We start from the raw sequence: 23,575 nt of genomic DNA on the forward strand, positions 1-23,575 counted from the left end.
TGGATGCTCGACGGCGACATGACGGCGCCGGGCACGAGGACGTCGACGCCGACGCTAAGGAGCGAGATGCGCCAGCCCCAGCACGAGCCGATGACCGGTGCGCCGGACCGCGTGACGATCTACGAGGTGGGTGCGCGCGACGGGTTGCAGAACGAGAAGTCGATCGTCCCCGTCGACGTCAAGGCGGAGTTCGTGCGGCGGATGCTCGCCGCCGGGCTCGAGACCGTCGAGATCACGAGCTTCGTGTCGCCGCGGTGGGTGCCCCAGCTGGCCGACGCCGCCGACCTCGTGAGCGCGCTCGGGGCGGACGCGCTCGGCACCCAGCGGCCCGTCCTGGTGCCCAACGAGCGGGGGCTGGACCGGGCGCTCGACCTGGGGGTGTCCTCGGTGGCGATCTTCGGGTCCGCCACCGAGACCTTCGCGGCCAAGAACCTCAACTCCACGGTGCTCGACCAGTTCACGATGTTCGAGCCCGTCTCCAAGCGCGCCAAGGACGAGGGGTTGTGGCTGCGGGCCTACGTGTCGATGTGCTTCGGCGACCCCTGGGAGGGCGACGTGCCGATCGACCAGGTCGTCGACGTGTGCGCCCGCATGATCGACCTCGGCGCCGACCAGCTCTCGCTCGGCGACACTATCGGCGTGGCCACGACCGGGCACGTGCGGCGGCTCCTCGATGCTCTGGGGGAGCGCGGGATCGGGTCGGATCGGATCGCGGTGCACTTCCACGACACCTACGGCCAGGCGCTCGCGAACTCGCTCGAGGCGATCCGGCTCGGGGTGCGGACGATCGACGCTTCGGCCGGTGGGCTCGGGGGCTGCCCGTATGCCGAGTCGGCGACCGGCAACCTCGCCACCGAGGACCTCGTGTGGGCGCTCCACGGGATGGGCGTCGAGACCGGCGTCGACCTCGAGGCGTTGGTCACCACGTCCGTCTGGATGGCCGAGCAGCTGGGCCGCCCCTCGCCGTCTCGCGTGGTCACGGCGCTGTCGGGCGGCTGACCCGACCTGCGCCCCGCATCCCCGGTCCCGGCCTCGGCGAGAGGGCAGGAGTCGTCGCTGCGGGCCTTGGCCGGAGCTAGCTCTGGGTGGCCAGCTCGATCGTGAGGGCCTCTGCCATGGCTCGGCAGAACGCTCGCGGGTCCTGGTCGGCCGGCACCGTCTCGGGGACGATCCGGTGGGCGATCCCTGCCTCGACGAGCTGGGGCGCGGAGATGCGCTGACGCAGGGTCATCTCGGGGGCGTGGTCCGGGGTGCCGTGGACGATGACCGAGGCGCCCTCCGGTGGCAGCGGTGACAGCCAGCCGTGCTCGGCCACCACGACCCGACGCGCGGGCAGCATCGCGAGAGCCCCACCGCCGCAGCCCTGCCCGAGCAGGAGCGCCACGCTGGGCACCGTCAGCTGGGTCATGTCGGCGATGCAGCGGGCGATCTCGCCGGCCAGCGCGCCCTCCTCCGCCGTGACCGACAGGTCGGCGCCGGGGGTGTCGATGACCGAGACGAGGGGGAGCCCCAGCTCCTGGGCGAGGCGCATGCCACGTCGGGCGGAGCGCAGGGCGGCGGGCCCCATCGACTGCTTGGCCTGGTTGCGGCGGTCCTGCCCCACGAGGACGCAGGGATCTCCGCCGAACGACGCCAGCGCGAGCATGAGCCCGGCGTCGTGCTGCCCCTCGCCGGTCCCGGAGAGCGGGAGGACCTCGTCCGCGGCATACCGGAGGAGCTCTCGGACGCCCGGACGACGAGGTGAGCGAGTGATCTCGACGGACGCCCAGACCTGCCTGGACTCCGTCGGCGCAGGCCAGGCCCGCCCCTCCCCACCAGGATCGTGAGCGTCTCGTCCAACATTCTTGGAGGAGACGCTCACGATCTCGGGGGTCGCGGGGGTCGCGGGGGTCGCGGGGGTCGCGGGGGTCTCGGGGGTCTCGGGGGTCTCGGGGGTCTCGGGGGTCTCGGGGGTCGCGGCCGCGTCGTCGCGGCGGTGGGGGGGCAGCAGGCGCAGCACCCGCGCGGCGACGGTCGCGAGCTCCTCGGACGGGACGACCGCGTCGATCACGCCCTTGTCGACGAGGTTCTCGGCGAGCTGCACGCCCGCGGGGAACGGTTCACCGTTGAGCGCCTCGTGGACCTTGGGCCCGAGGAAGCCGACCAGCGCACCGGGCTCGGCGACGGTCACGTGGCCCAGCGACCCCCACGAGGCGAAGACGCCGCCGGTGGTGGGGTGCCGCAGGTAGACGAGGTAGGGCAGGGCCGCGGCCTTGTGGTCGACGATGGCCCGCGAGATCGTCACCATCTCGACGAACGCCGGCGTGCCCTCCTGCATGCGGGTGCCGCCCGAGGCGGGCGCGGCCACGAGCGGCAGCCGCTCGGCGGTCGCTCGCCGCACGGCCGCCGTGATCCGGGCCGCTGTGGCCGCGCCGATCGAGCCCCCGAGGAACCGGAACTCGCCCACGACGACCGCCACCGGGAGCCCGTCGATCAGTCCGCGGCCGGTGAGCACCGCCTCGTCGACCCCGCTGCGCTCGGTCGCGGCGTCGAGCTCGGCGGCGTACTCGGAGGAGATCCCGGCGCGGTCGGGCGGGGTGTCCCACGAGACGAAGCTGCCGGGCTCGACAACGAGGTCGATCAGCTCGAGGGCCCCGGGGCGCTGCGGCGTCATGGAAGCTCCTTCGGGGGAGGAGGGGTGCGCGCCCGCGACGATAGCCAGGTCAGGCCTCGGACACACCCGTGATGCGGTGGAGCGTGAGAATCCTCTCGACGTTGCTCGTCCCCGCGGTGCCGTAGACGCGCCCACCCTCCACCCGCCGCGGGTGGAAGAGCAGCGTCGTGGCGCCACCGTCGGGCCCCACGTGGCTGAGCCGCACGGGACGGCGGTCGGCGACGGCCTCGCGCAGGACGCCCAGCACCACCGCAGGGTCCGTGCCGCCCTGCGACGGGTCGCCGTCGGCCCGTGCGTCGACCCCGGCCCGCCCTGCGCGGAGCAGGGCGACCAGGTTCTCGGCATACGGGCGGTCGACGACGCTGGTGAGGGTCGAGGCCGGTGGGCGCCGACGAGGAGGTGTCCGGCGGGCCGACCCGGCGGGGACCGCGACGACGCCGTCGGCGGTCTCCGCGGCGGGCGCGAGGCCGTGGTCGCGCAGGGTCGCGAGCAGGACGTCGCCGCTGACCGGGCTGACGAGCACCGTCGGGGCGATGCGACGCAGGCCCAGCGGGGCGAGGGCCGGGGCGGCCAGGATCGCGTCGAGGGTCACGGGGTCCTCGCTGCGCACGTATGACGCCGCCGCCGCCACCCGGAGCTGGCCGTGGCGCCGGGTGACGTCGTTGACGAGATAGGTGAGCGGCTGGGGCACCGGCGTGGAGCTCGCTTCGGCGAGGGCGTCGAGGAGCTGCTCGGCGGTCCAGCCGGCGTCGAGGGCCCGGCGCACGGACGCCTCGGTGAAGCGGTGGACGGTGGCCCCGCCCCGCGACTCGACGTCTGCGGCGAGGCGCAGCAGCCGGGCCAGCGCGCCCTCGACGCGGCCGGGAGCGACCGCGGTGAGGTCGGCCTGCAGCAGGATCTCCTCGACGGGGGCCGGCAGGTGGGCGTGCATGGCCTCGGCCGCCGAGCCGACGTCGGGAGGGGTGGAGGCCACGAGGGTGCGCCCCGCGGCGCCCAGGGCACCCCGGCCCGTGACGCCGAGCCACTCGGCCTCGCGGACGACCGCCTCGACGACCTGCTCGAGGTCGGCGACCCGACGCAGCGGCCGGCGCCAGCGCATCCGCTCGACGAGCCCGTCGACGGTGGGCGCGGACCAGGCCGGCAGCTGGGCGAGGTCGGCGAGGACGTCTTGGCGGAGCCCGCGGACCGGCGGCCAGTGGGCGTCGGGCGAGAGGGCGTTGATCGGCGAACCTCCGCGCTCCGCAGGCGAACCCACGAGGTGCGCGGCACGGGTCGAGCGCAGCCACGCGTCGGCCAGCACGGCCCAGCGGGCGGGCGGCGACTGCTGCAGCCAGTCGTCGTAGGCCGGCGTCGGCGCCCACACCGGGTCGAGCGCGCCGTCGTCGGCGAGCAGCCCGGCGGCGTGCGCCACCTCCACGACGAACGCCGCCCGCTCGACCGGCAGGTCCAGCGTCGACGCCAGGGCGCGCAGGTCGCGGACGGCCAGCCCGCCGGCGCGCAGGACGCGCGGCGGGCGTTCGCCCCACCGGGTCGCCGTCTCGTCGACGAGACCCAGCAGCTCGCCTGCCGCCCCACCGGCGGCGAGGTCGACGACGGTGGCCGAGCGGGTCGTGAGGGCGACCTGCGGGGGGTGCAGCGCGACGTCCTGCAGCAGCCGCCCGCCGCGCAGGTGCAGGGCGACCTCGCGCGGCAGCACCAGCTCGCCCTCGCCGTGGGGGTGCAGCAGGCCGCGCTCGGTCAGCCAGTCGAGCGCCTGCCCGGCCGCACCGCTCGGCCGGCCGCCCGGCTGCCGCGCCACGACGCCGCTGGACCACGTGAGGCGGTCGAGGACGGCACGAGCAGCCTCCGGCGCCTCGGCCAGCACCGCGTCCAGCGCGGCGGGCGTGGCGAGGGCGTCCCGCGTGGTGCCGCGCAGCGTCGCGAGGGAGGGGCCGAGGCCTCCGGGACGCGGTCCGAGCAGCTCCGCCACCGTGCGGGCGACGGTGATGCGGTCGGCGGATCGCCATACGAGAGCGAGGGACTCGAGACGGGACAGGATCTCGACCAGGGAGCCGGAGCCGCGGTCGGTCCCCAGCCAGGTGGCCGCCTGGTCGACGTCGGCGGGGGAGCCGGTGGCGAGCAGGGCCTCGAGGACCTGCAGGTGCGCGGTGTCCAGGCCCTCGAGCGCGCGCTGGGTCGAGGCGCGGGTGCCGGAGCGGGCGGCGAGGGCGGTGATGTCGGTCGGCGCCGGACGGGCAAGGTCGGGGCGCGCCACGAGCAACGCGACGAGCTCGTCGTCCGAGCGGCCACGGAGGTCGTCGGCGAGGCTGCGGGCGCGGGGCGCGTCGAGGCGGGGCATCACCGTCCAACGTTAAGACCTGCCGCGGGCAGGTACATCGACCTGGGGAACGAGGGCCGGTCGATGAGTCCGCCGGGGGCGGGTCTGTCGTCGAGGTCGGGCCGATGTGCCCACCTGAGGTAGACCGCTGGTAGCGCGCCGCGCACCGTTCGGCGCGCCATCCCTTGCCGCCACCGGCGCGGCGCACGAGACTGCGAGCCATGACGGCAACGACGCTCTCGTACACCTCCGGCATCTCCGACACCCCGCTCCTCGGCGAGACCATCGGGCACAACCTCGAGCGCACGGTCGCGCGGGTCGGTGACCGGCTGGCCCTCGTGGACGTGCCCAGCGGGCGGCGGTGGACGTATGCCGAGCTGGACGCCGCCGTCGACGAGGTCGCCAAGGGCCTGATCGCCGCAGGGCTCGGGCACGGGGACCGCGTGGGCATCTGGTCGCCGAGCTGCCCGGAGTGGACGATCGTGCAGTACGCCACCGCCAAGGCCGGCGTGGTGCTCGTCAACATCAACCCGGCCTATCGCGCCCACGAGCTCGAGTACGTCGTCAAGCAGTCCGGCATGCGCATGGTCGTGAGCGCGGTGTCCTACAAGACCTCGACCTACCAGCAGATGCTCGAGTCCATCCGGCACGACTGCCCGGACCTGGAGCGCGTCGCCTACCTCGGCGAGCAGTCGTGGGAGGACCTGCGGGCCGGGGGTGCCGCCGTCGGAGACGAGGACCTCGACGCGCGGATGGCCGAGCTGTCCGCCGACGACCCGATCAACATCCAGTACACGTCGGGCACCACGGGCTTCCCGAAGGGCGCGACCCTGTCCCACCACAACATCCTGAACAACGGCTTCTTCGTCGGCGAGATGATCCGCTACACCGAGCAGGACGTGGTCTGCATCCCGGTGCCCTTCTACCACTGCTTCGGCATGGTCATGGGCAACCTGGCGTGCACCTCCCACGGCGCGGCGATGGTCATCCCGGCGCCGACCTTCGACCCGGTCGCGACCCTGGAGGCGGTGTCCCAGGAGGGCTGCACCAGCCTCTACGGCGTCCCCACGATGTTCATCGCCGAGCTCGGGCTGCCGGACGTCGACCGCTACGACCTGTCGACGCTGCGCACGGGGATCATGGCCGGCTCGCCCTGCCCGGTGGAGGTCATGAAGAAGGTCATCGACCGGATGAACATGGCCGAGGTCGCCATCAACTACGGCATGACCGAGACCTCGCCGGTCTCCACCTCCACGCGCACCGAGGACGACCTGCGCCGCCGCACCGAGACGGTCGGCCGCGTCATGCCGCACCTCGAGGTCAAGATCGTCGACCCCGCAACGGGTCGCACCGTGCCGCGCGGCGAGACGGGCGAGCTGTGCACCCGCGGCTACTCGGTGATGCTGGGCTACTGGGGACAGCCGGACAAGACCGCCGAGGCGATCGACGCCGCCCGCTGGATGCACACGGGCGACCTCGCGACGATGGACGAGGACGGCTACTGCGCCATCGTGGGCCGGATCAAGGACATGGTCATCCGCGGCGGCGAGAACGTCTATCCCCGCGAGATCGAGGAGTTCCTCTACACCCACCCCGACATCGCGGACGTGCAGGTGATCGGCGTCCCCGACAAGAAGTTCGGCGAGGAGCTCATGGCCTGGATCATCATGCGCGAGGGCGTGCCCGCGCTGACCGTGGACGGCGTCCGCGAGTTCTGCACCGGACAGCTCGCGCACTACAAGATCCCGCGCTACGTGCACATCACCGACAGCTTCCCGATGACGGTGACCGGCAAGATCCGCAAGGTCGAGATGCGGGACCGGGCGACCGAGCTCATCGAGCAGGGCTGATCGGCGCCTAGGGTGGCGGGCATGAGCGAGCAGGTTCTGCCGAGCGGCGAGCAGTGGACCATCCGGCACGGCGAGCACGAGGCCGTGGTCACCGAGGTGGGAGCGACCCTGCGGTCCTACACGTATGCCGGACGGCCCGTGATCGTCGGGTCGCCGCAGGACGCGCCGGCCCTGCATGCGCGGGGGACCGTGCTGATCCCGTGGGTCAACCGCATCCGCGACGGGCACTACACCTTCGACGGCACCGAGCGGCAGCTCGCCCTGTCCGAGCCCGCCCGGCACAACGCGCTGCACGGCCTGGTGCAGTGGCTGCCGTGGTCGCCCGTCCGCGTGGAGGACGACCGGGTGACCATGCGCGCACGCCTGCACCCGCAGCAGGGCTGGGACTGGACCCTGGACCTGCGGCTCGACTACCGCCTCGACGACGACGGCCTGACCGTCACGCCCACCGTCACCAACGTCGGCGACGCCACCGCGCCGCTCGGCGTGGGGGCGCACCCCTACCTGACGGTGGGGGAGGACCGGGTGGACGACCTCGAGATCCGGTGCCCCGCTGCGTCATACGTCGCCGTGGACCCCGACCGGCTCCTCCTGGCCGACGACACCGTGGCTGCCAGCCTGCGTCCCGTCGAGGGCACGCCCCAGGACCTGCGCGACGCCGTCGTCGGCGACCGCGACCTCGACACCGCGATGACCGGCCTCACCGCGGACGACGACGGCCGGTGGCGCATCACCATCGCCCACGGCGGCCGCAGCACGACCCTGTGGGCCGACGCCGACGCGTTCCCCTGGACGCAGGTCTACACCGGGCACGACCTCCCCGAGGGCTACGCGCGCACGAGCGGCCTGGCGGTCGAGCCCCTCACGGCGGCGCCCGACGCGTTCCGCACCGGCGAGGACGTCGTCCGGCTCGGTCCGGGCCGCGCGTGGTCGGCCTCGTGGGGCCTGACGCCTCGCTGAACCGTTAGCCTGGTGGGCAGGGCACGTGCTCCGAGAGCTCCACGTGCCCTGACGCCGACCCCGCACACGGGCCGGCCCACGACGAGATCGACACGAGGTGGACCAGTGCCAACGGGCAAGGTCAAGTGGTACGACACGGACAAGGGCTTCGGCTTCCTGGCCGACGACGAGGGCGGAGACGTCTTCGTCCACGCCAACGCCCTGCCCGAGGGGACGACCACCCTCAAGCCCGGCACCCGCGTGGAGTTCGGGATCATGGACGGCCGGCGCGGGGCCCAGGCCCTGTCGCTCACGATCCTCGACCAGGCCCCCTCGGTGACGCGCAAGCTCCACGAGAAGAAGCGCAAGCCCGCCGACGAGATGATCGAGATCGTGGAGGACACCATCAAGCTCCTCGACGGCGTCTCGATGCAGCTGCGCAAGGGGCGCTACCCCGACGCGGCCGGGTCCACCAAGCTCGCCGCCGCCCTGCGGGCCATCGCCGACAACTTCGACGGGAGCTGACCGATGGCCACCATCAAGCCCGACACGACGCTGACCGCGGCGGTCGACCTCGCGCGCGCCGCCGCCGAGAGCATCGCCGAGGCGGGGGCCGTGGGCGACCACCTGGCCGTCGTCATGGACGGCGAGCGGGTGGCCACGCACCAGTTCGCCTGCCTGTCAGCGGGATACCCCGACTGGCGGTGGTCCGTCACCGTCACCCGCGTCTCCCGGTCCAAGCACGTCACCGTCTCCGAGACGCACCTGCTGCCCAGCGACACCAGCATCGTCTCCCCGGCCTGGCTGCCGTATGCCGAGCGCATCGCCCCCGGCGACCTCGGCCCCGGCGACATCAACCCGTACGTCGAGGAGGACCCCAACCTCGAGTACGGCTTCGAGGCGACCGGGGACGAGGACGTCGACCGGATGGCCCAGTGGGAGCTGGGTCTCGGCCGCAAGCGCGTGCTGTCCGCCGAGGGCCGCGAGGACGCCGCCCAGCGCTGGTACGACGGCGACAACGGCCCCACCGCCGAGGTCGCCGTCAAGGCACCCGAGCGCTGCTCGTCCTGCGGCTACTTCCTGCCGATGGCCGGTGCGCTGCGCCGGTCCTTCGGGGTGTGCGCCAACGCGTGGTCACCGTCGGACGGCCGCGTCGTCGCCCTCGACCACGGCTGCGGCGCGCACAGCGAGGTCGACATGCCGACCAACGACCCCCGCCCGCTCGACCCGCCCGTGGTCGACGACCTGGCGGTGGACCTCGAGGTCGCGCCGGCCGTCGAGCTGACGCTGGCCGAGAGCGCCGAGAGCGCCGAGAGCGCCACGAGCACGGACGAGGCGCCGACCGCCTCCGACGTCGCGTCGAGCACCGACGTTGCCGGTGACAGCGCAGCCGAGGTGCAGCCGGAAGCGCAGGCCGCTCCCGAGACCGACTCGTCCGAGAGCGCCAGCAGCGCTCTGGAGACGGCGTCGCTACCCGACGCCGAGCCCCCCGCCGCCGAGCCCGGGGCCGCGGAGTCGCCCGCCCCCGACCCCGAGCCCGAGCCCGAGGTCGCGAGCGAGGCCACAGCGTCGGCGGCCGCCGCCGACGGTGTTCCGGAGCCGGAGCCGGAGCCGGAGCTCGAGCCCGAGGTCAAGGCCCCCGCCCCTCGCCGTGGTCGGCGCGGGTCGCGTCGCGCCGCCGGCGCCCCCGCGGGTCCGGCGACGCCGCGCACCGACCCGGCGACCGACGCCGCCGCCCAGCGGGTGGCCGAGCTCGCCGGCGACGCCTGAGCAGACCCGCGACACGGGCCGTCACCCCGGCCGCACGTGGGTCGCAGGGTCTCTTCCCCGCAACCAAGTGCTGCACATCGAAGCGACCTCGCGAGAGGGTCTGTTGCGGCACAACGGAACTCGGCAAGCGCCTCGGCCGATGTGCAGCAGTTGTGCACCCGGGCGACGCCCGAGCGCTGGGCGGACTCCGGCGCGTCGCCGTCAGGCGCCCTTGTCGGCGCCGCGCCCGCTCCTGACGTAGGCCAGGCCGAGCACGCCGAGCGCGATCCCCGTCACGCAGGCCCACGGCCACCAGGCGCGCCCGTCGAGGTGCAGCGACGGCACGACCAGCACGACGAGCAGGGCCACGACCCACAGCCAGGTGCCGAGCGCCACCACGCGATCGGTGCGCACGCGCATCGCCGGCACGGTGGTCGGGTCGATCGGGGGCCGCTGGTCGGTCACCCCTGCAGGCTAGCGCCCGGGCCCGTGCTCGAGGGGGACGGGCCCGACGGGGACGTGCCCGAGGGGGACATCGACGAGGTGGTGGCTCGGGCGTGCTGCTCGTGCGACTCCGGGGTCCGGGCAAAGCGCAGCGCCCCGCCGAGCAGCAGCACCGCGGACAGCACCAGCCCGGGCCAGTAGCTCCCGTCCGGGGCGCGCAGCGCGTAGAGCAGCGCGACGTAGACCACGGCCGCCTGCCCGCACAGCTGGACCAGGCCGTTGGACGTGCCCTCCGGCGTCGGCCAGGTGACCTCGGCGGCATACTGCATGCCGATCGGCATCAGGCTCACCAGGCAGAACCCGAGCAGGAAGGCCGCGCCGAGCAGCCCCGCGAGGGAGCTCGCGAGGGCGACCCCGACGACGGCGGGAGCGGCGAGCGCGAGCCCCGCCACGAGGAAGGGCACCCGCCGGTCGAGGCGATCCGACCAGGCCGACAACGAGACCGACCCGATGACCCCGCCGAGCAGCATGGCGGCACCGACGTTGCCGGCGTCGGTCGCCGAGAAGCCCCGCGGGGCAACGATGTCCGCGACCCACTGCGTGATCCCCTTGAAGACGCCCATCCCGATGAAGATCGCCAGCAGGTAGCGCCGGAACGGCCCCACCGACAGGGCGTGCCGCATCCCGTGGGTCTCGAGCTCGCGCTCGGTGAGGTCGACCGGGACGCCGGCGGGGCGGTCGGTCACGAGCAGGGGATAGGCGATGCCGGCGACCAGCGCCGCCATACCGATCCCGAGCTGCAGCGGCCCGATGACGCCGGGACCGTGCGCGTCGACGAGGGCCGTCGGCAGGACCATCCCGATGGCGGTGCCGACCAGGTTGGCGAGGGTGACCAGACCGATCGCGGTCGCGCGCTCGCGCCTCGGGAACCAGCGCGGCGCCACCGACACGTGACCCGCGGGTAACTGTGCGGCGAGGCCGCCTGACGCGCAAGGCATGCCCGGCCCGCGTCACCCGGGTGCCTGACCGACTGGTGGCGGGGGCGCGGACGGCATACGGCCCGCCGGTAGGATCCGGGGACATGACGCAGGCCCCCTCCCGCCGCCCCCGCAACGCGCCGCCCGCCAGCGGGCTCGACCGCTACTTCCGCATCACCGAGCGTGGCTCGTCCGTCGGCCAGGAGGTGCGCGGCGGGATCGTCACGTTCTTCACGATGGCCTACATCGTGGTGCTCAACCCCCTGATCATCGGCACCGTCCCGGACTCCACGGGCGGCTTCCTCGGCGGGGGAGACCCGGACCGGGCGCGCATGCTCGTGGCCGCCGGCACCGCGCTGGTCGCCGGGCTCATGACGATCCTCATGGGCGTCGTGGCCAACTTCCCGCTGGCCCTCGCGACGGGGCTGGGGCTCAACGCCTTCCTGGCCTACGGCGTGGCCCAGATGCCGCAGATGACCTGGGCCGACGCGATGGGCCTGATCGTCCTCGAGGGCATCATCATCCTGGTGCTCGTGCTGACGGGCTTCCGCAAGGCCGTCTTGCACGCGATCCCCGCGCAGCTCAAGACGGCGATCTCGGTCGGCATCGGTCTGTTCATCACCCTCATCGGCCTGATCGACGCGGGCTTCGTGCGCAAGCCGGCCGGCCCGACCCCGGTCGAGCTGGGCATCGGCGGCTTCCTCAACGGGTGGCCGCTGCTGACCTTCGTGGTCGGGCTGTTCCTGATCATCGCGCTGATGGTCAACCACGTGAAGGGCGCCATCCTCTACGGCATCGCCGGGGCCACCGTGCTCGCGATCGTGCTGGAGGCGGTGCTGCACATCGGCTCGCAGACCGGTCCGGGCGGCGAGATCGTCAACCCCACCGGGTGGGGCCTCAACGTCCCCACCCTCCCCTCGAACCCCTTCGCCCTCCCGGACTTCTCGCTGGTCGGTGACTTCAACCTGCTCGGGTCGTTCAGCAAGATCGGGTTCGTGTCGGCCGTGCTGCTGATCTTCACCCTGCTGCTCGCCGACTTCTTCGACACGATGGGCACGATGGTCGCCATCGGCGGCGAGGCGGGCCTGCTCGACGAGGAGGGCAACCCGCCCAGCTCCCAGCGCATCCTGGTCGTGGACTCCGTCGCCGCCATCGCCGGCGGCATGGGCTCGGTCAGCTCCAACACGTCCTACATCGAGTCGGCCGCGGGTGTCGGCGAGGGCGCTCGCACCGGACTCGCGTCCGTCGTCACCGGCATCATGTTCCTGCTGGCGACCTTCCTGTCACCGCTGGTCGCGGTCGTTCCCTACGAGGCCGCGACCCCGGCGCTGATCGTGGTGGGCTTCCTGATGATGCAGCAGGTCACCGGCATCGACTGGGACGACATGGAGATCGCCATCCCGGCCTTCCTCACCATCGTCCTGATGCCCTTCTCCTACTCCATCTCGGTCGGCATCGGCGCGGGCTTCGTGGCCTACGTCGTCGTCAAGATCGCCCGCCGCAAGGCCCGTGAGATCCACCCGCTGCTGTGGATCGTGGCCGCGCTGTTCGTCCTCTACTTCTGCATCACGCCGGTCAAGACGGCCCTCGGCGTCGCCTGAGCCCCGCGCTCACCGGGTCCGCGCCGCCGCCCCCTCCGCTTCCGCCCCGCCCCGCCGCCCCCTCCGGGCGCCATTGGTCACCACTGATCTTTTGGAACGTTCATATCGCCTCCGGGACGCGATTGGTGACCAATGGCGTGTGAGCGGTGAGCGGTGAGCGGGGTGGGCGACGTGAGCGGTGGGCGACGAGCGGGGTGGGCGCCGATGGGGTGGCGCGGAGACGGGGTGGCGGGCGGGTCGGCATACCTGCTCACCTCTCCCACTAGGGTGAGCCGTATGACGCAGCTGACTCGCCCCCAGGTCGCGCAGATGGTGGACCACACCCTGCTCAAGCCCGAGGCCACCGCCGACGACGTCCGCGAGCTCGTGGCCGACGGCGAGCGGCTCGGGGTCTACTCCGTGTGCGTCTCGCCGTCGATGCTGCCGCTGTCGACCTCCGTGGCGGTGGCCGTGGTGTGCGGCTTCCCCAGCGGCAAGCACACGTCCGCGGTCAAGGCTGCGGAGGCTGCCGAGTCCGTGCGTCTCGGTGCCGCAGAGGTGGACATGGTCATCGACGTGGGTGCGGCCGTGGCGGGAGACTTCGACGCGGTCGAGCGTGACATCGCCGCCGTCCGCGAGGCCACCCGCGGCGCCGTGCTCAAGGTCATCATCGAGTCCGCAGCCCTGACCGACGAGCAGGTCGTGGGGGCCTGCCAGGCTGCCGAGGCGGCCGGCGCGGACTACGTCAAGACGTCGACCGGGTTCCACCCCAGCGGTGGCGCCTCGGCGCACGCCGTCCGGATCATGCGCGAGACCGTCGGCGACCGGCTCGGCGTCAAGGCGTCCGGCGGCATCCGCACCGCCGAGGCGGCGCGCGAGATGATCGAGGCGGGGGCCTCGCGCCTCGGCCTGTCGGGCACCGCGGCCGTCCTCTACGGCTTCCCGGAGTAGCGAGCCGGACGTCGGGCCAGCCCGACTGAGCCGGACGTCGGGCCAGCCCGGCTGAGCCGGACGTCGGGCTAGCCCGGCTGAACCGGACGTCGGGCTAGCCCGACACATAGGACGCCAGGCAGCGGGATGGGGCTCTGACCAGGGGGTTCGTAGCGTGGACGACATGACGACAGACACCTCACCTGCTCGCCGCGAGACGTCGCCCAGCACGTCCGCCACGTCCACCACCTCCACCACGTCCACCTCGCAGACCTGGACCTGGTCGCCGACCCGGCTCATCGCCGACAGTGCCTACCTGCTGGTGGGCTTCCCGCTCTATCTCGCCGCCTTCATCCCGATCGTCGTCCTGCTCGCCGTGGGCGGCGCGACCATGATCCTGGCGGTGGGGGTGCCAGTGGTGATCGCCGGGCTCGTCCTCGCGCAGGGCACGGCCGCCGTCGAGCGGGCCCTGCAGCGCTCCCTGCTCGGCGCGAGGCTCCCCGAGCCCGTCGCGGTGGCCCACCCCCGCGACCCGGGCGTCGTCTGCCAGGTCACCTCGCTGTTCCGCGACCGGCAGCGGTGGGGCGACGCGGTGTTCTCTCTGCTGGCGTGGGCACCCACCTGCGCCTTCTGGTCGGTGGCGTTCTCCTGGTGGGTGACGATCCTGGCCGGTCTGTCCTATCCCGCCTGGCAGTGTTACCTGCCCGAGGGCGAGCTGGGCGACGGCATGGCCACGTGGCTGAACCTGCCGGACGAGTACTGGGCCCACGCCCTGTGCAACGTCGCGCTCGGCCTGATGCTGCTGGCCCTGGCGCCGATCGCGATGCGGGGCCTATCTCGTGCCCAGGCCGGCGTCAACGGCTGGCTCCTCGAGGCGCCGACCCGGACCTTGCGGCTGGAGCAGGCCCATCGCCGGCAGCTCGCCGACACCCGCGAGGGCGAGCTGGGCTCGCTTCAGCGGCTCGAGCGGGACATCCACGACGGCGCGCAGCAGCGGCTCGTCCGGCTGCAGATGGACCTCGCGCGGGCCGAGCGGCAGTGGGACCGCGCCCCCGAGGCCGCTCGCGGCCTGCTCGCCTCGGCCACCGAGCAGGCGCACGTTGCCCTCGACGACCTGCGGGCCGCCACCCGGGGCATCGCGCCGCCCGTCCTGCTCGACCGCGGCCTGGCCGCCGCCCTGGGGAGGAGCTCGCCGGCCGCGCCGCCATCCCCACCCGCCTCAGCGTGGACGTGCCGCGGGTCAACCTCGGCTACGAGACCGCGCTCTACTTCTGCGTCACCGAGGCCCTCGCCAACGCCGCGAAGCACGCGAGCGCCACCCGCGTCGACGTCCGCGTCCACGTGGACGGCCCCTGGGTCGTGGCGGAGGTCGAGGACGACGGCGTCGGGGGTGCGCACCTCGGCAAGGGCACCGGCCTCGCGGGCCTGGACCGGCGCCTGGCAGGTCTCGGGGGCCACCTGACGGTGACCTCGCCGCAGGGCGGGCCCACCGTCATACGGGCGGAGGTGCCGTGCGTGTCGTGATCGGAGACGACTCCGTGCTGCTGCGCGAGGGTCTGCAGCTCCTGCTCGCCGACGACGGCCACGAGGTGGTGGCCACCGTCGGCGACGGTCCGTCGTGGGTCGCGGCCATGCACGAGCACCGGCCCGACCTGGGGATCGTCGACGTCCGTATGCCGCCGACCCACACCGACGAGGGGCTGCGCGCAGCGGTCGAGGTGCGGCGATCCTGGCCCGGCGCAGCGGTGTTCGTCCTGTCGCAGTACGTCGAGCGGTCGTACGCCGACGACCTGCTCGCCAGCGGCACCGGAGGCGTCGGCTACCTGCTCAAGGACCGGGTCAGCGACATCGACGGCTTCCTCGGGGCGCTGGATCAAGTGCGGGCCGGCTCCACGGTCATCGATCCGCAGGTGGTGAGGCAGCTCATGGCACGACCTGGCGGACCCGGGCCGCTCGCCCAGCTGACGCCGCGCGAGCGTGAGGTGCTGGGCCTGATGGCCGAGGGCTGCACCAACGCCGCCGTCGCCGCCCGGCTCGTCGTGACCGAGGGAGCCGTCGAGAAGCACACCCAGCGGATCTTCGCCAAGCTCGGGCTCGGCCCGGACGACGGCCAGCACCGGCGGGTGGCTGCGGTCCTGACCTTCCTGCGCGGCTGACCGGCATGGTCCATGATCGTGGTCCGGGGACGTCGAGCCGGGTCGAGGTGAGGACATGCTGAGGACGCACGACCTGATGCAGATCGGCGAGGTCGCGCGCCGCAGCGGCCTGGCACCGTCGGCGCTGCGGCACTACGAGACCCTGGGGCTGATCGCGAGCACCCGCACGGCGGGGGACCGGCGGCTCTACCAACGGTCGGTGCTGCGGCGGCTGGCCGTCGTGCGGGCCGGTCAGCGGGTGGGGCTGACCCTGGAGGAGATCCGGGCGTCCTTCGGGTCTCTGGAGCCGGACAAGGCGCCGACCCGGCAGCAGTGGGCGCGCATTTCGAGGTCGTGGGCACCCTTGCTGGACCGGCGGATCCGCGAGCTCGAGCAGGTGCGTGACAACCTCGCCGGCTGCATTGGGTGCGGGTGCCTGTCGATGCGGCAGTGCTCGCTCTACAACCCGCAGGACACCCTCGGCGAGGGTGGGGGACAGGGCGCGCAGCGGCTGCTGCCGCAGTAGGGCTGGCTAGGGAATCAACGACGACAGGTCATCGTTAGCCAAGGTAATGAACTAGGCTAAGGAAACGATGACCCAGGACACCCTCACCGATCACCCCGCCGAGGCCGACGACCTCGCCCACCTCGCCAACGACCTGCGCCTCGCGTGCCAGCGCATCAGCCGCCGCATCCGCTACGAGGGCACCCACGACGTCGCGCCCCACCAGGCCAGCGTCCTCTTCCGGCTCGAGACCCCGCGCACGCCAGGGGAGCTCGCCGAGATCGAGCGCGTCAGCGCCCCCAGCATGACCCGCACCGTCGGGTGCCTCGTCGACGCCGGCCTGGTCCGTCGTGACCCGCACCCCACCGACGGCCGCCAGGTGGTCGTGTCGCTCACCGCCGAGGGCGAGTCGCTGGCCCAGGCCATCCGTCGCCGCCGCGACTCGTGGATGGCCAGCCGGCTCGAGGGGCTGAGCCCCGAGCAGCGTGCCGTCCTCGCCGAGGCCGCCCCGCTGCTGCTGGAGGTGGCCGGACGATGAGTGCCACCTTCGCCTCGCTGCGCGTCCCCAACTACCGCACCTACTTCTTCGGCGGGCTCGTCTCCAACGTCGGCACCTGGATGGGCCGCGTCGCCCAGGACTGGCTCGTCCTCACCCAGCTGACCGACCACTCGGCGTCGGCGCTCGGCGTCGTGACCGGCCTGCAGTTCGCGCCGGTGGTGCTCCTGGCCCCGTGGGCCGGGGCCGCCGCCGACCGCTTCCCCAAGCGCACCATCCTGCTGTGCACCCAGGCCGCCCTCGGCATCACCGCCGCGCTGACCTGGCTCCTGGTCGTGACCGGCAGCGCCGAGCTGTGGATGATCTATCTGCTCGCGCTCGCCCAGGGCGCCGCCGCGGCGCTCGACAACCCGACGCGGCAGGCATTCGCCTCCGAGCTCGTCGGTGCCGACCTGATCGGCAACGCCGTCGGCCTCAACAGCGCGTCGTTCAACGCCGCCCGCCTGATCGGCCCCGCCGTCGCCGGCGTCGTCATCGGCGCCTGGGGCACGGGACCCGCGTTCGGCGTCAACGCCCTGTCCTTCGCGGCGGTCATCCTCAGCCTGACCCGGCTGCGCGTCGCCGAGCTCCACCCGGCGCCCCTGCGACGGGGCGGCGGCGCCATACGGGAGGGGATCGGCTATGTCCGGCGACGACCGGACATCATGCTGCTCATGTTCATCGTGTTCATGCTCGGCACCTTCGGCATGAACTTCCAGCTCACGATGGCGCTCATGGCCACCACGGTGTTCGGACGCGGCGCCGAGGAGTACGGCCTGCTCGGCTCGATCATGGCCATCGGCTCGCTGTCGGCGGCCCTGCTGTCGGCCCGTCGGGCCCAGCCGCGGCTGCGCGTGCTGCTGCTCGCGCTCGGCGGCTTCACCCTCGCCAGTGCCGCGGCTGCCGCCGCCCCGACGTATGTCGCCTTCGCCCTCCTGCTGATCCCGTGCGGGCTGACCGCGCTCACCGTCATGACGACCGCCAACGCGTCGGTGCAGCTGTCCGTCGACCCGGAGATGCGGGGTCGCGTGATGGCGCTCTACATGGCGATCTTCATGGGCGGCACGCCGCTCGGGGCGCCGTTCATCGGCTGGGTCGGCGACACCTTCGGCGCCCGCTGGACGATCGGCGTCGGGGCCGTGGCCACCGGGATCGCGTGCATCGCGGCCGTGGCCTACATCATGGTCTCTGACGGCGTGCGGCTGCGCCGTCGCCCCGGGAGCCGGCGGCTCGAGGTCGTGCACCCCGAGCAGCTCGAGCCCCACGTCCACGACCTGGCCGAGGTGGTGACCCGATGACCCCGCGCTTCCGCCGCGTGGCGACGCTGATCGTGATCGCCGTGTGCCTGGCCCTGGCGGCCTACGGCTCGCTGGTCCGCTGAGCCCGGTCGGTCCGGTGAGACCCGCCGGTCCGCTGAGCCCCGCCGCTCCTCCCGGACCCGTCGGGCGCTCCCGTCAGAGGCGCTCGACGACGTGCTCGATCGCGCGCATGAGGATCTCGACGTCGTCCGGCTCGACCGCCGGGAACATCGCGATCCGCAGCTGGTTGCGCCCGAGCTTGCGGTAGGGGTCGGTGTCGACGATCCCGTTGGCGCGCAGCACCGCTGACACGCGGGCGGCGTCGACGGTCTCGTCCAGGTCGATGGTGCCGACGACCTGCGAACGGGCGGCCGGGTCCGCCACGAACGGCGTCGCCCACGGCGTGCGCTCGGCCCACGCGTAGAGCCGCGAGGAGCTGTCGGCAGTGCGTCCCGCGGCCCACGGCAGGCCGCCCTGCGCGAGGAACCACCGGACCTGCTCCTCCATCATGGCGATGGTCGCGAGGGCGGGGGTGTTGTAGGTCTGGTCCTTGCGCGAGCTCTCGATCGCGGTCGTCAGCGACAGCGAGGCGGGGATCCACCGGTCGGTGGTGGCCAGCTCGTGGGCACGCTCGACCGCGCGGGGGGACAGCACCGCCACCCACAGCCCACCGTCCGAGCCGAAGGACTTCTGCGGGGCGAAGTAGTAGACGTCGGCCTGGGACACGTCGACCGGAAGCCCGCCGGCGCCGGACGTGGCGTCGACCAGCACGAGCGCGTCGTCGTCCGCCCCCGCCACGCGCTCGACGGGCAGCATCACGCCGGTGGAGGTCTCGTTGTGGGGCCAGGCATAGACGTCGACGCCGGCCTCGGCCGCCGCCGCCGTGCGCGTGCCCGGGGCGGACTCGCGGACCGACGGCTCCGCCAGGTGCGGCGCCTCCCGCGTGACCTGCGCGAACTTGCTCGAGAACTCGCCGACCACCACGTGCTGCGCCCGCTCGCGCACCAGGCCGCACGCGGCGACGTCCCAGAACGCCGTGGACCCGCCGTTGCCCAGCACCACCTCGTAGCCCTCGGGCAGCGCGAACAGCTCCGCCAGCCTCCGACGCAGCGAGCCCACCACGTCGCGGACGGGCGCCTGCCGGTGGGAGGTGCCGAGCCAGGTGGTGGCGCCGGTGACGAGCCGCTGGACCTGCGCCGCGCGCACCTTGCTCGGTCCGGAGCCGAAGCGCCCGTCGGAGGGCAGCAGGTCGGGGGGCAGCAGGATCTCGGAGGTCACCTGCTCATCCTCCCAGCCGTATGCCGGGAGCGCGGCGAGCCTGCCGCGATCCGGACGGGCCCGTCAGGCGGGGTCGGTCCCTGGGTCTGTGAGGCAGGGTCGGTCAGGCGGGGTCGCCCGCGGCGCGCGTGGCGTCGGGTGCGTCGCCGGTCGGACCGACGTCGGCGAGGCGTCGTGGGGGCGGTCCGGCATACCGGGCCGTGGGCCTGATCATCCGCCGGGCCCGCTGCTGCTCGAGCACGTGGGCCGACCAGCCCGCGGTGCGCCCGCACACGAACATCGGGGTGACGATCGGGGCCGGGACCTCGGCCAGGTCGAGCAGCACGGCCGCCCAGAACTCCACGTTGGTCGCGATCACGCGCTCGGGGTTGCGCTCGGCGAGCGCCACCAGGGCCGTGGCCTCGAGCTCGCAGGCCGCGGCGTAGCGCGGGGCGCCGAGGCGGCGGCAGGCGGTCTTGAGGACGTCGGCGCGGGGGTCGGTGCCGCGATAGACGCTGTGGCCGAAGCCCATGATCCGACCGCCCTCGGCGAGGACCTGCTCGACGATCCGCGCGGCGGGCTCGCCGGCCTCGACGTCCTCGAGCATCCACATGACCCGGCGTGGCGCGCCGCCGTGGAGGGGGCCGCTCATGGCCCCGACGGCTCCGGACAGGCAGGCCGCCGCGTCGGCGCCCGTGGAGGCGATGACCCGGGCGGTCAGCGCCGAGGGGTTGAGGCCGTGCTCGGCCACCGTGACCCAGTAGCTGTCGACCGCCCCCACGTGCCGCGGGTCGGGGTCGCCGCGCCACCGGATCATGAACCGCTCGGCGATCGAGCGGCCGCGGTCGACCTCGCGCTGAGGGACGGCGGGCAGGTCCTCGCCCCGCGCGGACTGCGCGATGAAGGACATGGCCATCACCGAGGCCCGGGCGAGGTCCTCGCGGGCCTGCGTCGCGTCGATGTCGAGCAGCGGGTGGAAGCCCCAGACGGGGGCGAGCTGGGCGAGGGCGCTCTGCACGTCGACCCGCACGTCACCGGTGCGCACCGGCAGCGGGAAGGGCTCGGCGGGCGGCAGGCCGGGGTGCAGCGCCTCGTCGACGAGCAGCCCCCACACCTGCTCGAACGGCACGTGGCCGACGAGCTCGCGCAGGTCGACCCCGCGATAGCGCAGGATGCCGCTGTCGCGATCGGCCTCGGCGATCTCGGTGACGAAGTCGGCTGTGCCGCCCACCTCGCGGTCACCCACCCGTGCGCTTGACCCGCGGCGCCATACGGCGTCTGGGGGTCGGCCGGACCCGCTTGTCGAGGTCGTAACCGTCGATGAGGGCCTGCAGCGTCTTCTTCTTGCTCGTCGGGTGCGAAGCGACGGGCGTGTCCCCGTTGAACACGACGAAGAGCCGCTGGTCCCCGTCGAAGACGGTGAGGACCGAGCCGTCGACGAGGTGGTGGGCGTGCTCGAGGGCGCGCCGGCGGGCGCTGCTGCGCGCCACCTGCCGCTCGGCGAGCTCGCGCGCGGGCTCCTTGCCGTGCTTGACCGCCTCGTAGACGATCGGGCCGTACTTGACGCCGAGCTTGACCAGGTTGTTGACGGCGCCGACCTTGCCTCGTGCCATGACGGACCTCCTCAGGACGCGGTGACCGGGTCAGCCTAGTCTCGGGGTATGACGCAGAACGACGTGACCGACCCGCGGGCGACGGACGAGCAGGGCCAGGGGACGCGCGGCGCGGGGGTGCAGGGCATCCGGCGGGTCGACTACGCCGGCACGGGTCTGGACGAGGCGACGCTGGGGGACAGCCCCTGGTCGCTCGCGTCGACCTGGCTCGCGGAGGCCGTCGCCCACGACGCGTCCAGCGGCGGGCACACCGAGCCCGACTGCCTCGACCTGGCCACGGTCGGCGCGGACGGCCTCCCGGACGTGCGTCCCGTCCTGATGAAGTTCTTCACGCCCGCCGGTCCGGGGTTCATCACCGACAGCGGCTCCACCAAGGCGCGCCAGATCGGCGAGCAGCCGCGGGTGGCGGCGACGCTGCGCTGGTCCGCGCTCTACCGCGTCATCAGGTTCCGGGGTCGGGCGGTGCCGCTGGACGGGGACGAGCTCGAGGGCTACTGGCGCACCCGGCCCTGGGGCTCCCAGGTCAGCGCCTGGGCGTCCGAGCAGTCCTCGCCGGTCGACGGCCGGGAGGAGCTGCAGCGGCGGTATGCCGAGCAGGCCGCCCGCTTCACCCGTGACGGTGAGGAGGCCGAGATCCCGATGCCGCCGTCCTTCTGCGGCTGGCGGATCGCGTGCGACCAGATCGAGTTCTGGGCCGGTCAGCCGTCGCGCCTGCACGACCGCATCGCCTACGAGAGGGTGGGGGAGGGCGACCTCGACGACGCCGCGTCCTGGCGGCGGCACCGCAAGATGCCCTGATCTGCCCGATCCTGCCCGTCCTCGTGCCGGGCGGCGCTGCGTCGTGCGCGGCGCAAAGCAAGTCCACAGGCGCGCGTGGCAGGCTTGACCCGTGACTGACCTGATCGACACGACCGAGATGTACCTCCGCACGATCTACGAGCTGGAGGAAGAGGGCGTGAAGCCCCTGCGCGCCCGCATCGCCGAGCGACTCGGTCACGCCGGGCCGACGGTGTCCCAGACGGTCGCCCGCATGGAGCGGGACGGTCTGCTGCACGTGGCCGGCAGCCGCGAGATCGAGCTGTCCGCCGACGGTCGGCTTCGGGCGATGCGCGTGATGCGCAAGCACCGCCTCGCCGAGCGCCTGCTCCTGGACGTGATCGGCCTGGAGTGGGAGCACGTCCACGACGAGGCCTGCCGCTGGGAGCACGTGATGAGCGAGCGGGTCGAGCGCAAGATCCTCGGCCTCATCGGCGACGACCACGTCTCGCCGTACGGCAACCCGATCCCCGGTCTGGACGAGCTGGGGTCGGTCGGCACGGACGGCAAGGACCCCGGACTGGTCCCGCTGCACTCCGTCGTGGATGGTTCCGTGACCTCCGTCACAGTCACGGTCCGTCGGATCGGCGAGCCGGTGCAGGTGGATCACGAGGCTCTCGGCCTGCTGACGGCCGCTGGAGCGCTGCCCGGTGGCCGGGTTCGGGTGACCTCGGAGGGCGACCGGGTGATCGTCGTGGGCGTGAATTCCACTGACTCGCAGGGGGTTTCGCTCCCGGTGGATGTGGCGAGCCATGTGTTCGTGGACACCGTGACGTCCGACTGAGAGTGGTTATCGCACGCATGTGTGTCCGGTGCGGGCACTAGCAGCCGTACCCACGGAGGGCGCCTGTGATTCACCTGCCTGTGATCTGAACGTGACAATCCCAGGGGTGTCCGTTACCTTCTTTCACGGCCCTTCTCCCCCTGGAGGGGCTGCAGCAGGAGACGCCGAGTCCTGTCACTTCTGCTGTTCTGCTTATTCCGCTGACAGGAGCGGGGGACCCACCTTGGCGCGCAAGCGTCCCGGGGTGAAGCCACGAGAGTGGCCGGGCCATACCTTTCCGCCCGAACCCGACAGCTAACTTCGTAGGCGTTCGAGAGGTCAACTGTGTCCATTAGCACCCCCGGTCGGCACCGCGCTGCCGACGTCTCCTCCGCCAGTCTCCTGATCAAGGCGGCCAAGCACGCCGCCGCGCCGGCCACCAAGGTCGCGGGTGTCGTCGCCGCCACCGGTGGCATGGTCATCGCCGCGTCGATGCCCGCCACGGCCGCCCCGGCCGCTGCCGCTGCTCCCGCCAGCGTTGCTGCTCCCTCCGTCGCCGCCGTCGGCCAGCTCGGCCGCGTATCGCTCACCGGCGTCAAGAAGTCCAAGCTCAAGAGGGTCCGCGGGACCGTCAAGAAGCGCACCACCGTCAAGCGCAAGAAGGCCACGGTCAAGCGTAAGCGCTACACGACCAAGCGCAAGTACACCCGCACCTCGCGCACCTACCGTCGCACCGCGGTGCGACGCGTCAACCGCACCTACACCCGCGCCTCCCGCACCGCCGTGCGCCGCACCGTCGCGCGCAAGGTCGTCAAGAAGGCCGCCAACCCAGCTCCGCGCGCCGTCGCCGGCGGTGGCGTGCTCCGCACCGCCGCGAGCCTGTCCGGCATCTACTACCGCTACGGCGGCACCACCAGGGCCGGCTTCGACTGCTCGGGCTTCACGAGTTATGTCTTCCGCGCCAACGGCAAGTCCATCCCGCGCACCGCTGCCGCTCAGCAGCGCGCGACCCGTCGCGTGTCCTCCCCGCAGCCCGGCGACCTCGTGTTCTTCGGCTCCCCGGCCTTCCACGTGGGCATCTACGCCGGCGGCGGCATGATGTACGACTCGCCGCGCACCGGCCGCACCACGGGCCTGCACAAGATCTGGAGCAAGAACGTGAGCTACGGCCGCGCCTGATCGGTCGAGCCCCTCGAGCAGCACGACGAAGCCCC

At 73.1% G+C, this 23,575-nt stretch carries 22 protein-coding genes, 1 pseudogene and 1 riboswitch; of the genes and pseudogenes, 16 read left to right on the forward strand and 7 right to left on the reverse strand.

Annotated features, from left to right (window positions below; all coding sequences use genetic code 11):
- The first annotated feature begins 66 nt into the window (after positions 1 to 66).
- Entirely contained in the window at positions 67 to 999 is a 933-nt protein-coding gene (locus tag B4E97_RS15730) for a hydroxymethylglutaryl-CoA lyase (protein ID WP_286960679.1), read from the forward strand.
- Between the two features lie 76 nt (positions 1,000 to 1,075).
- On the opposite strand, the gene B4E97_RS15735 is transcribed toward B4E97_RS15730, so the two are convergent.
- A complete protein-coding gene (locus tag B4E97_RS15735) occupies positions 1,076 to 2,653 on the reverse strand; it encodes a carboxyl transferase domain-containing protein (RefSeq protein WP_286960652.1) in 1,578 nt (525 codons plus the stop codon).
- A 49-nt stretch (positions 2,654 to 2,702) separates the two neighbouring features.
- On the reverse strand, positions 2,703 to 4,991 hold the full coding sequence (locus B4E97_RS15740; RefSeq protein WP_286960682.1) for a helicase-associated domain-containing protein: 2,289 nt from the start codon (positions 4,989 to 4,991) through the stop codon (positions 2,703 to 2,705).
- A gap of 200 nt (positions 4,992 to 5,191) precedes the next feature.
- Here B4E97_RS15740 and B4E97_RS15745 point away from each other — a divergent pair, with 200 nt between their 5' ends.
- The 4 genes from B4E97_RS15745 (at position 5,192) to B4E97_RS19035 (ending at position 9,529) form a co-directional block, all read left to right on the forward strand.
- Positions 5,192 to 6,820 (forward strand): AMP-binding protein, encoded by a 1,629-nt coding sequence (locus B4E97_RS15745; protein WP_019284332.1) that lies wholly within the window; start codon positions 5,192 to 5,194, stop codon positions 6,818 to 6,820.
- Positions 6,821 to 6,841: 21 nt separating this feature from the next.
- On the forward strand, positions 6,842 to 7,780 hold the full coding sequence (locus B4E97_RS15750; RefSeq protein WP_286960653.1) for an aldose 1-epimerase family protein: 939 nt from the start codon (positions 6,842 to 6,844) through the stop codon (positions 7,778 to 7,780).
- Positions 7,781 to 7,885: 105 nt separating this feature from the next.
- The gene (locus B4E97_RS15755) at positions 7,886 to 8,284 is read left to right on the forward strand and encodes a cold-shock protein (protein ID WP_239266524.1); all 399 of its coding nucleotides are present in this window, start codon (positions 7,886 to 7,888) and stop codon (positions 8,282 to 8,284) included.
- Between the two features lie 3 nt (positions 8,285 to 8,287).
- Positions 8,288 to 9,529 (forward strand): DUF3027 domain-containing protein, encoded by a 1,242-nt coding sequence (locus tag B4E97_RS19035; protein ID WP_349681191.1) that lies wholly within the window; start codon positions 8,288 to 8,290, stop codon positions 9,527 to 9,529.
- Positions 9,530 to 9,730: 201 nt separating this feature from the next.
- Here the strand turns inward: B4E97_RS19035 and B4E97_RS15765 are convergent, their stop codons facing one another.
- Together B4E97_RS15765 and B4E97_RS15770 are read right to left on the reverse strand one after the other, a co-directional pair.
- Entirely contained in the window at positions 9,731 to 9,973 is a 243-nt protein-coding gene (locus B4E97_RS15765; protein ID WP_019284327.1) for a DUF2530 domain-containing protein, read from the reverse strand.
- Positions 9,970 to 10,902: an MFS transporter gene (locus B4E97_RS15770; RefSeq protein WP_376786243.1), complete on the reverse strand. Its 933-nt coding sequence runs from the start codon at positions 10,900 to 10,902 to the stop codon at positions 9,970 to 9,972. Before B4E97_RS15770 ends, B4E97_RS15765 begins: the two co-directional genes overlap by 4 nt.
- Positions 10,903 to 11,033: 131 nt before the next feature.
- Here B4E97_RS15770 and B4E97_RS15775 point away from each other — a divergent pair, with 131 nt between their 5' ends.
- From B4E97_RS15775 to B4E97_RS15805, 8 genes and pseudogenes are all read left to right on the forward strand, one after another.
- Positions 11,034 to 12,530: an NCS2 family permease gene (locus tag B4E97_RS15775; RefSeq protein WP_286960657.1), complete on the forward strand. Its 1,497-nt coding sequence runs from the start codon at positions 11,034 to 11,036 to the stop codon at positions 12,528 to 12,530.
- Positions 12,531 to 12,806: 276 nt separating this feature from the next.
- Positions 12,807 to 13,460, forward strand: coding sequence for a deoxyribose-phosphate aldolase (gene deoC / locus B4E97_RS15780; protein WP_286960658.1), 654 nt, complete (start codon positions 12,807 to 12,809; stop codon positions 13,458 to 13,460).
- A gap of 163 nt (positions 13,461 to 13,623) precedes the next feature.
- Positions 13,624 to 14,577: pseudogene (locus B4E97_RS15785) on the forward strand (sensor domain-containing protein); the annotation flags it as partial.
- 92 nt (positions 14,578 to 14,669) lie between these two features.
- Positions 14,670 to 14,963: a sensor histidine kinase gene (locus B4E97_RS19180; protein ID WP_372490296.1), complete on the forward strand. Its 294-nt coding sequence runs from the start codon at positions 14,670 to 14,672 to the stop codon at positions 14,961 to 14,963.
- Positions 14,951 to 15,595 carry a response regulator gene (locus tag B4E97_RS15790; protein WP_029211901.1) on the forward strand — a complete coding sequence of 215 codons (645 nt, stop codon included), beginning with the start codon at positions 14,951 to 14,953 and terminating at the stop codon, positions 15,593 to 15,595. The genes B4E97_RS19180 and B4E97_RS15790 overlap by 13 nt, the downstream gene beginning before the upstream one ends.
- Before the next feature lie 55 nt (positions 15,596 to 15,650).
- Positions 15,651 to 16,100, forward strand: coding sequence for a redox-sensitive transcriptional activator SoxR (gene soxR / locus B4E97_RS15795; RefSeq protein ID WP_286960661.1), 450 nt, complete (start codon positions 15,651 to 15,653; stop codon positions 16,098 to 16,100).
- A 67-nt stretch (positions 16,101 to 16,167) separates the two neighbouring features.
- On the forward strand, positions 16,168 to 16,617 hold the full coding sequence (locus tag B4E97_RS15800; RefSeq protein WP_029211899.1) for a MarR family winged helix-turn-helix transcriptional regulator: 450 nt from the start codon (positions 16,168 to 16,170) through the stop codon (positions 16,615 to 16,617).
- Positions 16,614 to 17,912 carry an MFS transporter gene (locus B4E97_RS15805; protein WP_286960662.1) on the forward strand — a complete coding sequence of 433 codons (1,299 nt, stop codon included), beginning with the start codon at positions 16,614 to 16,616 and terminating at the stop codon, positions 17,910 to 17,912. Before B4E97_RS15800 ends, B4E97_RS15805 begins: the two co-directional genes overlap by 4 nt.
- Before the next feature lie 156 nt (positions 17,913 to 18,068).
- Here B4E97_RS15805 and serC read toward each other — a convergent pair whose 3' ends face one another.
- The 3 genes from serC to B4E97_RS15820 all read right to left on the reverse strand — a co-directional run bounded on the left by serC (position 18,069) and on the right by B4E97_RS15820 (position 20,782).
- Complete coding sequence (gene serC, locus B4E97_RS15810) at positions 18,069 to 19,190, reverse strand: phosphoserine transaminase (RefSeq protein ID WP_286960664.1); 1,122 nt, start codon at positions 19,188 to 19,190, stop codon at positions 18,069 to 18,071.
- A gap of 103 nt (positions 19,191 to 19,293) precedes the next feature.
- Complete coding sequence (locus tag B4E97_RS15815; RefSeq protein WP_286960665.1) at positions 19,294 to 20,415, reverse strand: citrate synthase 2; 1,122 nt, start codon at positions 20,413 to 20,415, stop codon at positions 19,294 to 19,296.
- Positions 20,408 to 20,782, reverse strand: coding sequence for a hypothetical protein (locus tag B4E97_RS15820; RefSeq protein ID WP_286960666.1), 375 nt, complete (start codon positions 20,780 to 20,782; stop codon positions 20,408 to 20,410). Before B4E97_RS15820 ends, B4E97_RS15815 begins: the two co-directional genes overlap by 8 nt.
- Before the next feature lie 48 nt (positions 20,783 to 20,830).
- Here B4E97_RS15820 and B4E97_RS15825 point away from each other — a divergent pair, with 48 nt between their 5' ends.
- From B4E97_RS15825 to B4E97_RS15835, 3 genes are all read left to right on the forward strand, one after another.
- A complete protein-coding gene (locus B4E97_RS15825) occupies positions 20,831 to 21,580 on the forward strand; it encodes a pyridoxine/pyridoxamine 5'-phosphate oxidase (protein WP_286960668.1) in 750 nt (249 codons plus the stop codon).
- 91 nt (positions 21,581 to 21,671) lie between these two features.
- Positions 21,672 to 22,382, forward strand: a complete 711-nt coding sequence (locus tag B4E97_RS15830; protein WP_029211893.1) for a metal-dependent transcriptional regulator — start codon at positions 21,672 to 21,674, stop codon at positions 22,380 to 22,382.
- A 179-nt stretch (positions 22,383 to 22,561) separates the two neighbouring features.
- Positions 22,562 to 22,706: riboswitch (cyclic di-AMP (ydaO/yuaA leader) on the forward strand.
- Complete coding sequence (locus tag B4E97_RS15835; RefSeq protein WP_286960669.1) at positions 22,707 to 23,540, forward strand: C40 family peptidase; 834 nt, start codon at positions 22,707 to 22,709, stop codon at positions 23,538 to 23,540.
- The last annotated feature ends 35 nt before the right edge of the window (positions 23,541 to 23,575 follow it).

Origin of the sequence: Arsenicicoccus sp. UBA7492, assembly GCF_002479615.1 — a bacterium.
GTDB classification, from domain to species: domain Bacteria; phylum Actinomycetota; class Actinomycetes; order Actinomycetales; family Dermatophilaceae; genus Arsenicicoccus; species Arsenicicoccus bolidensis.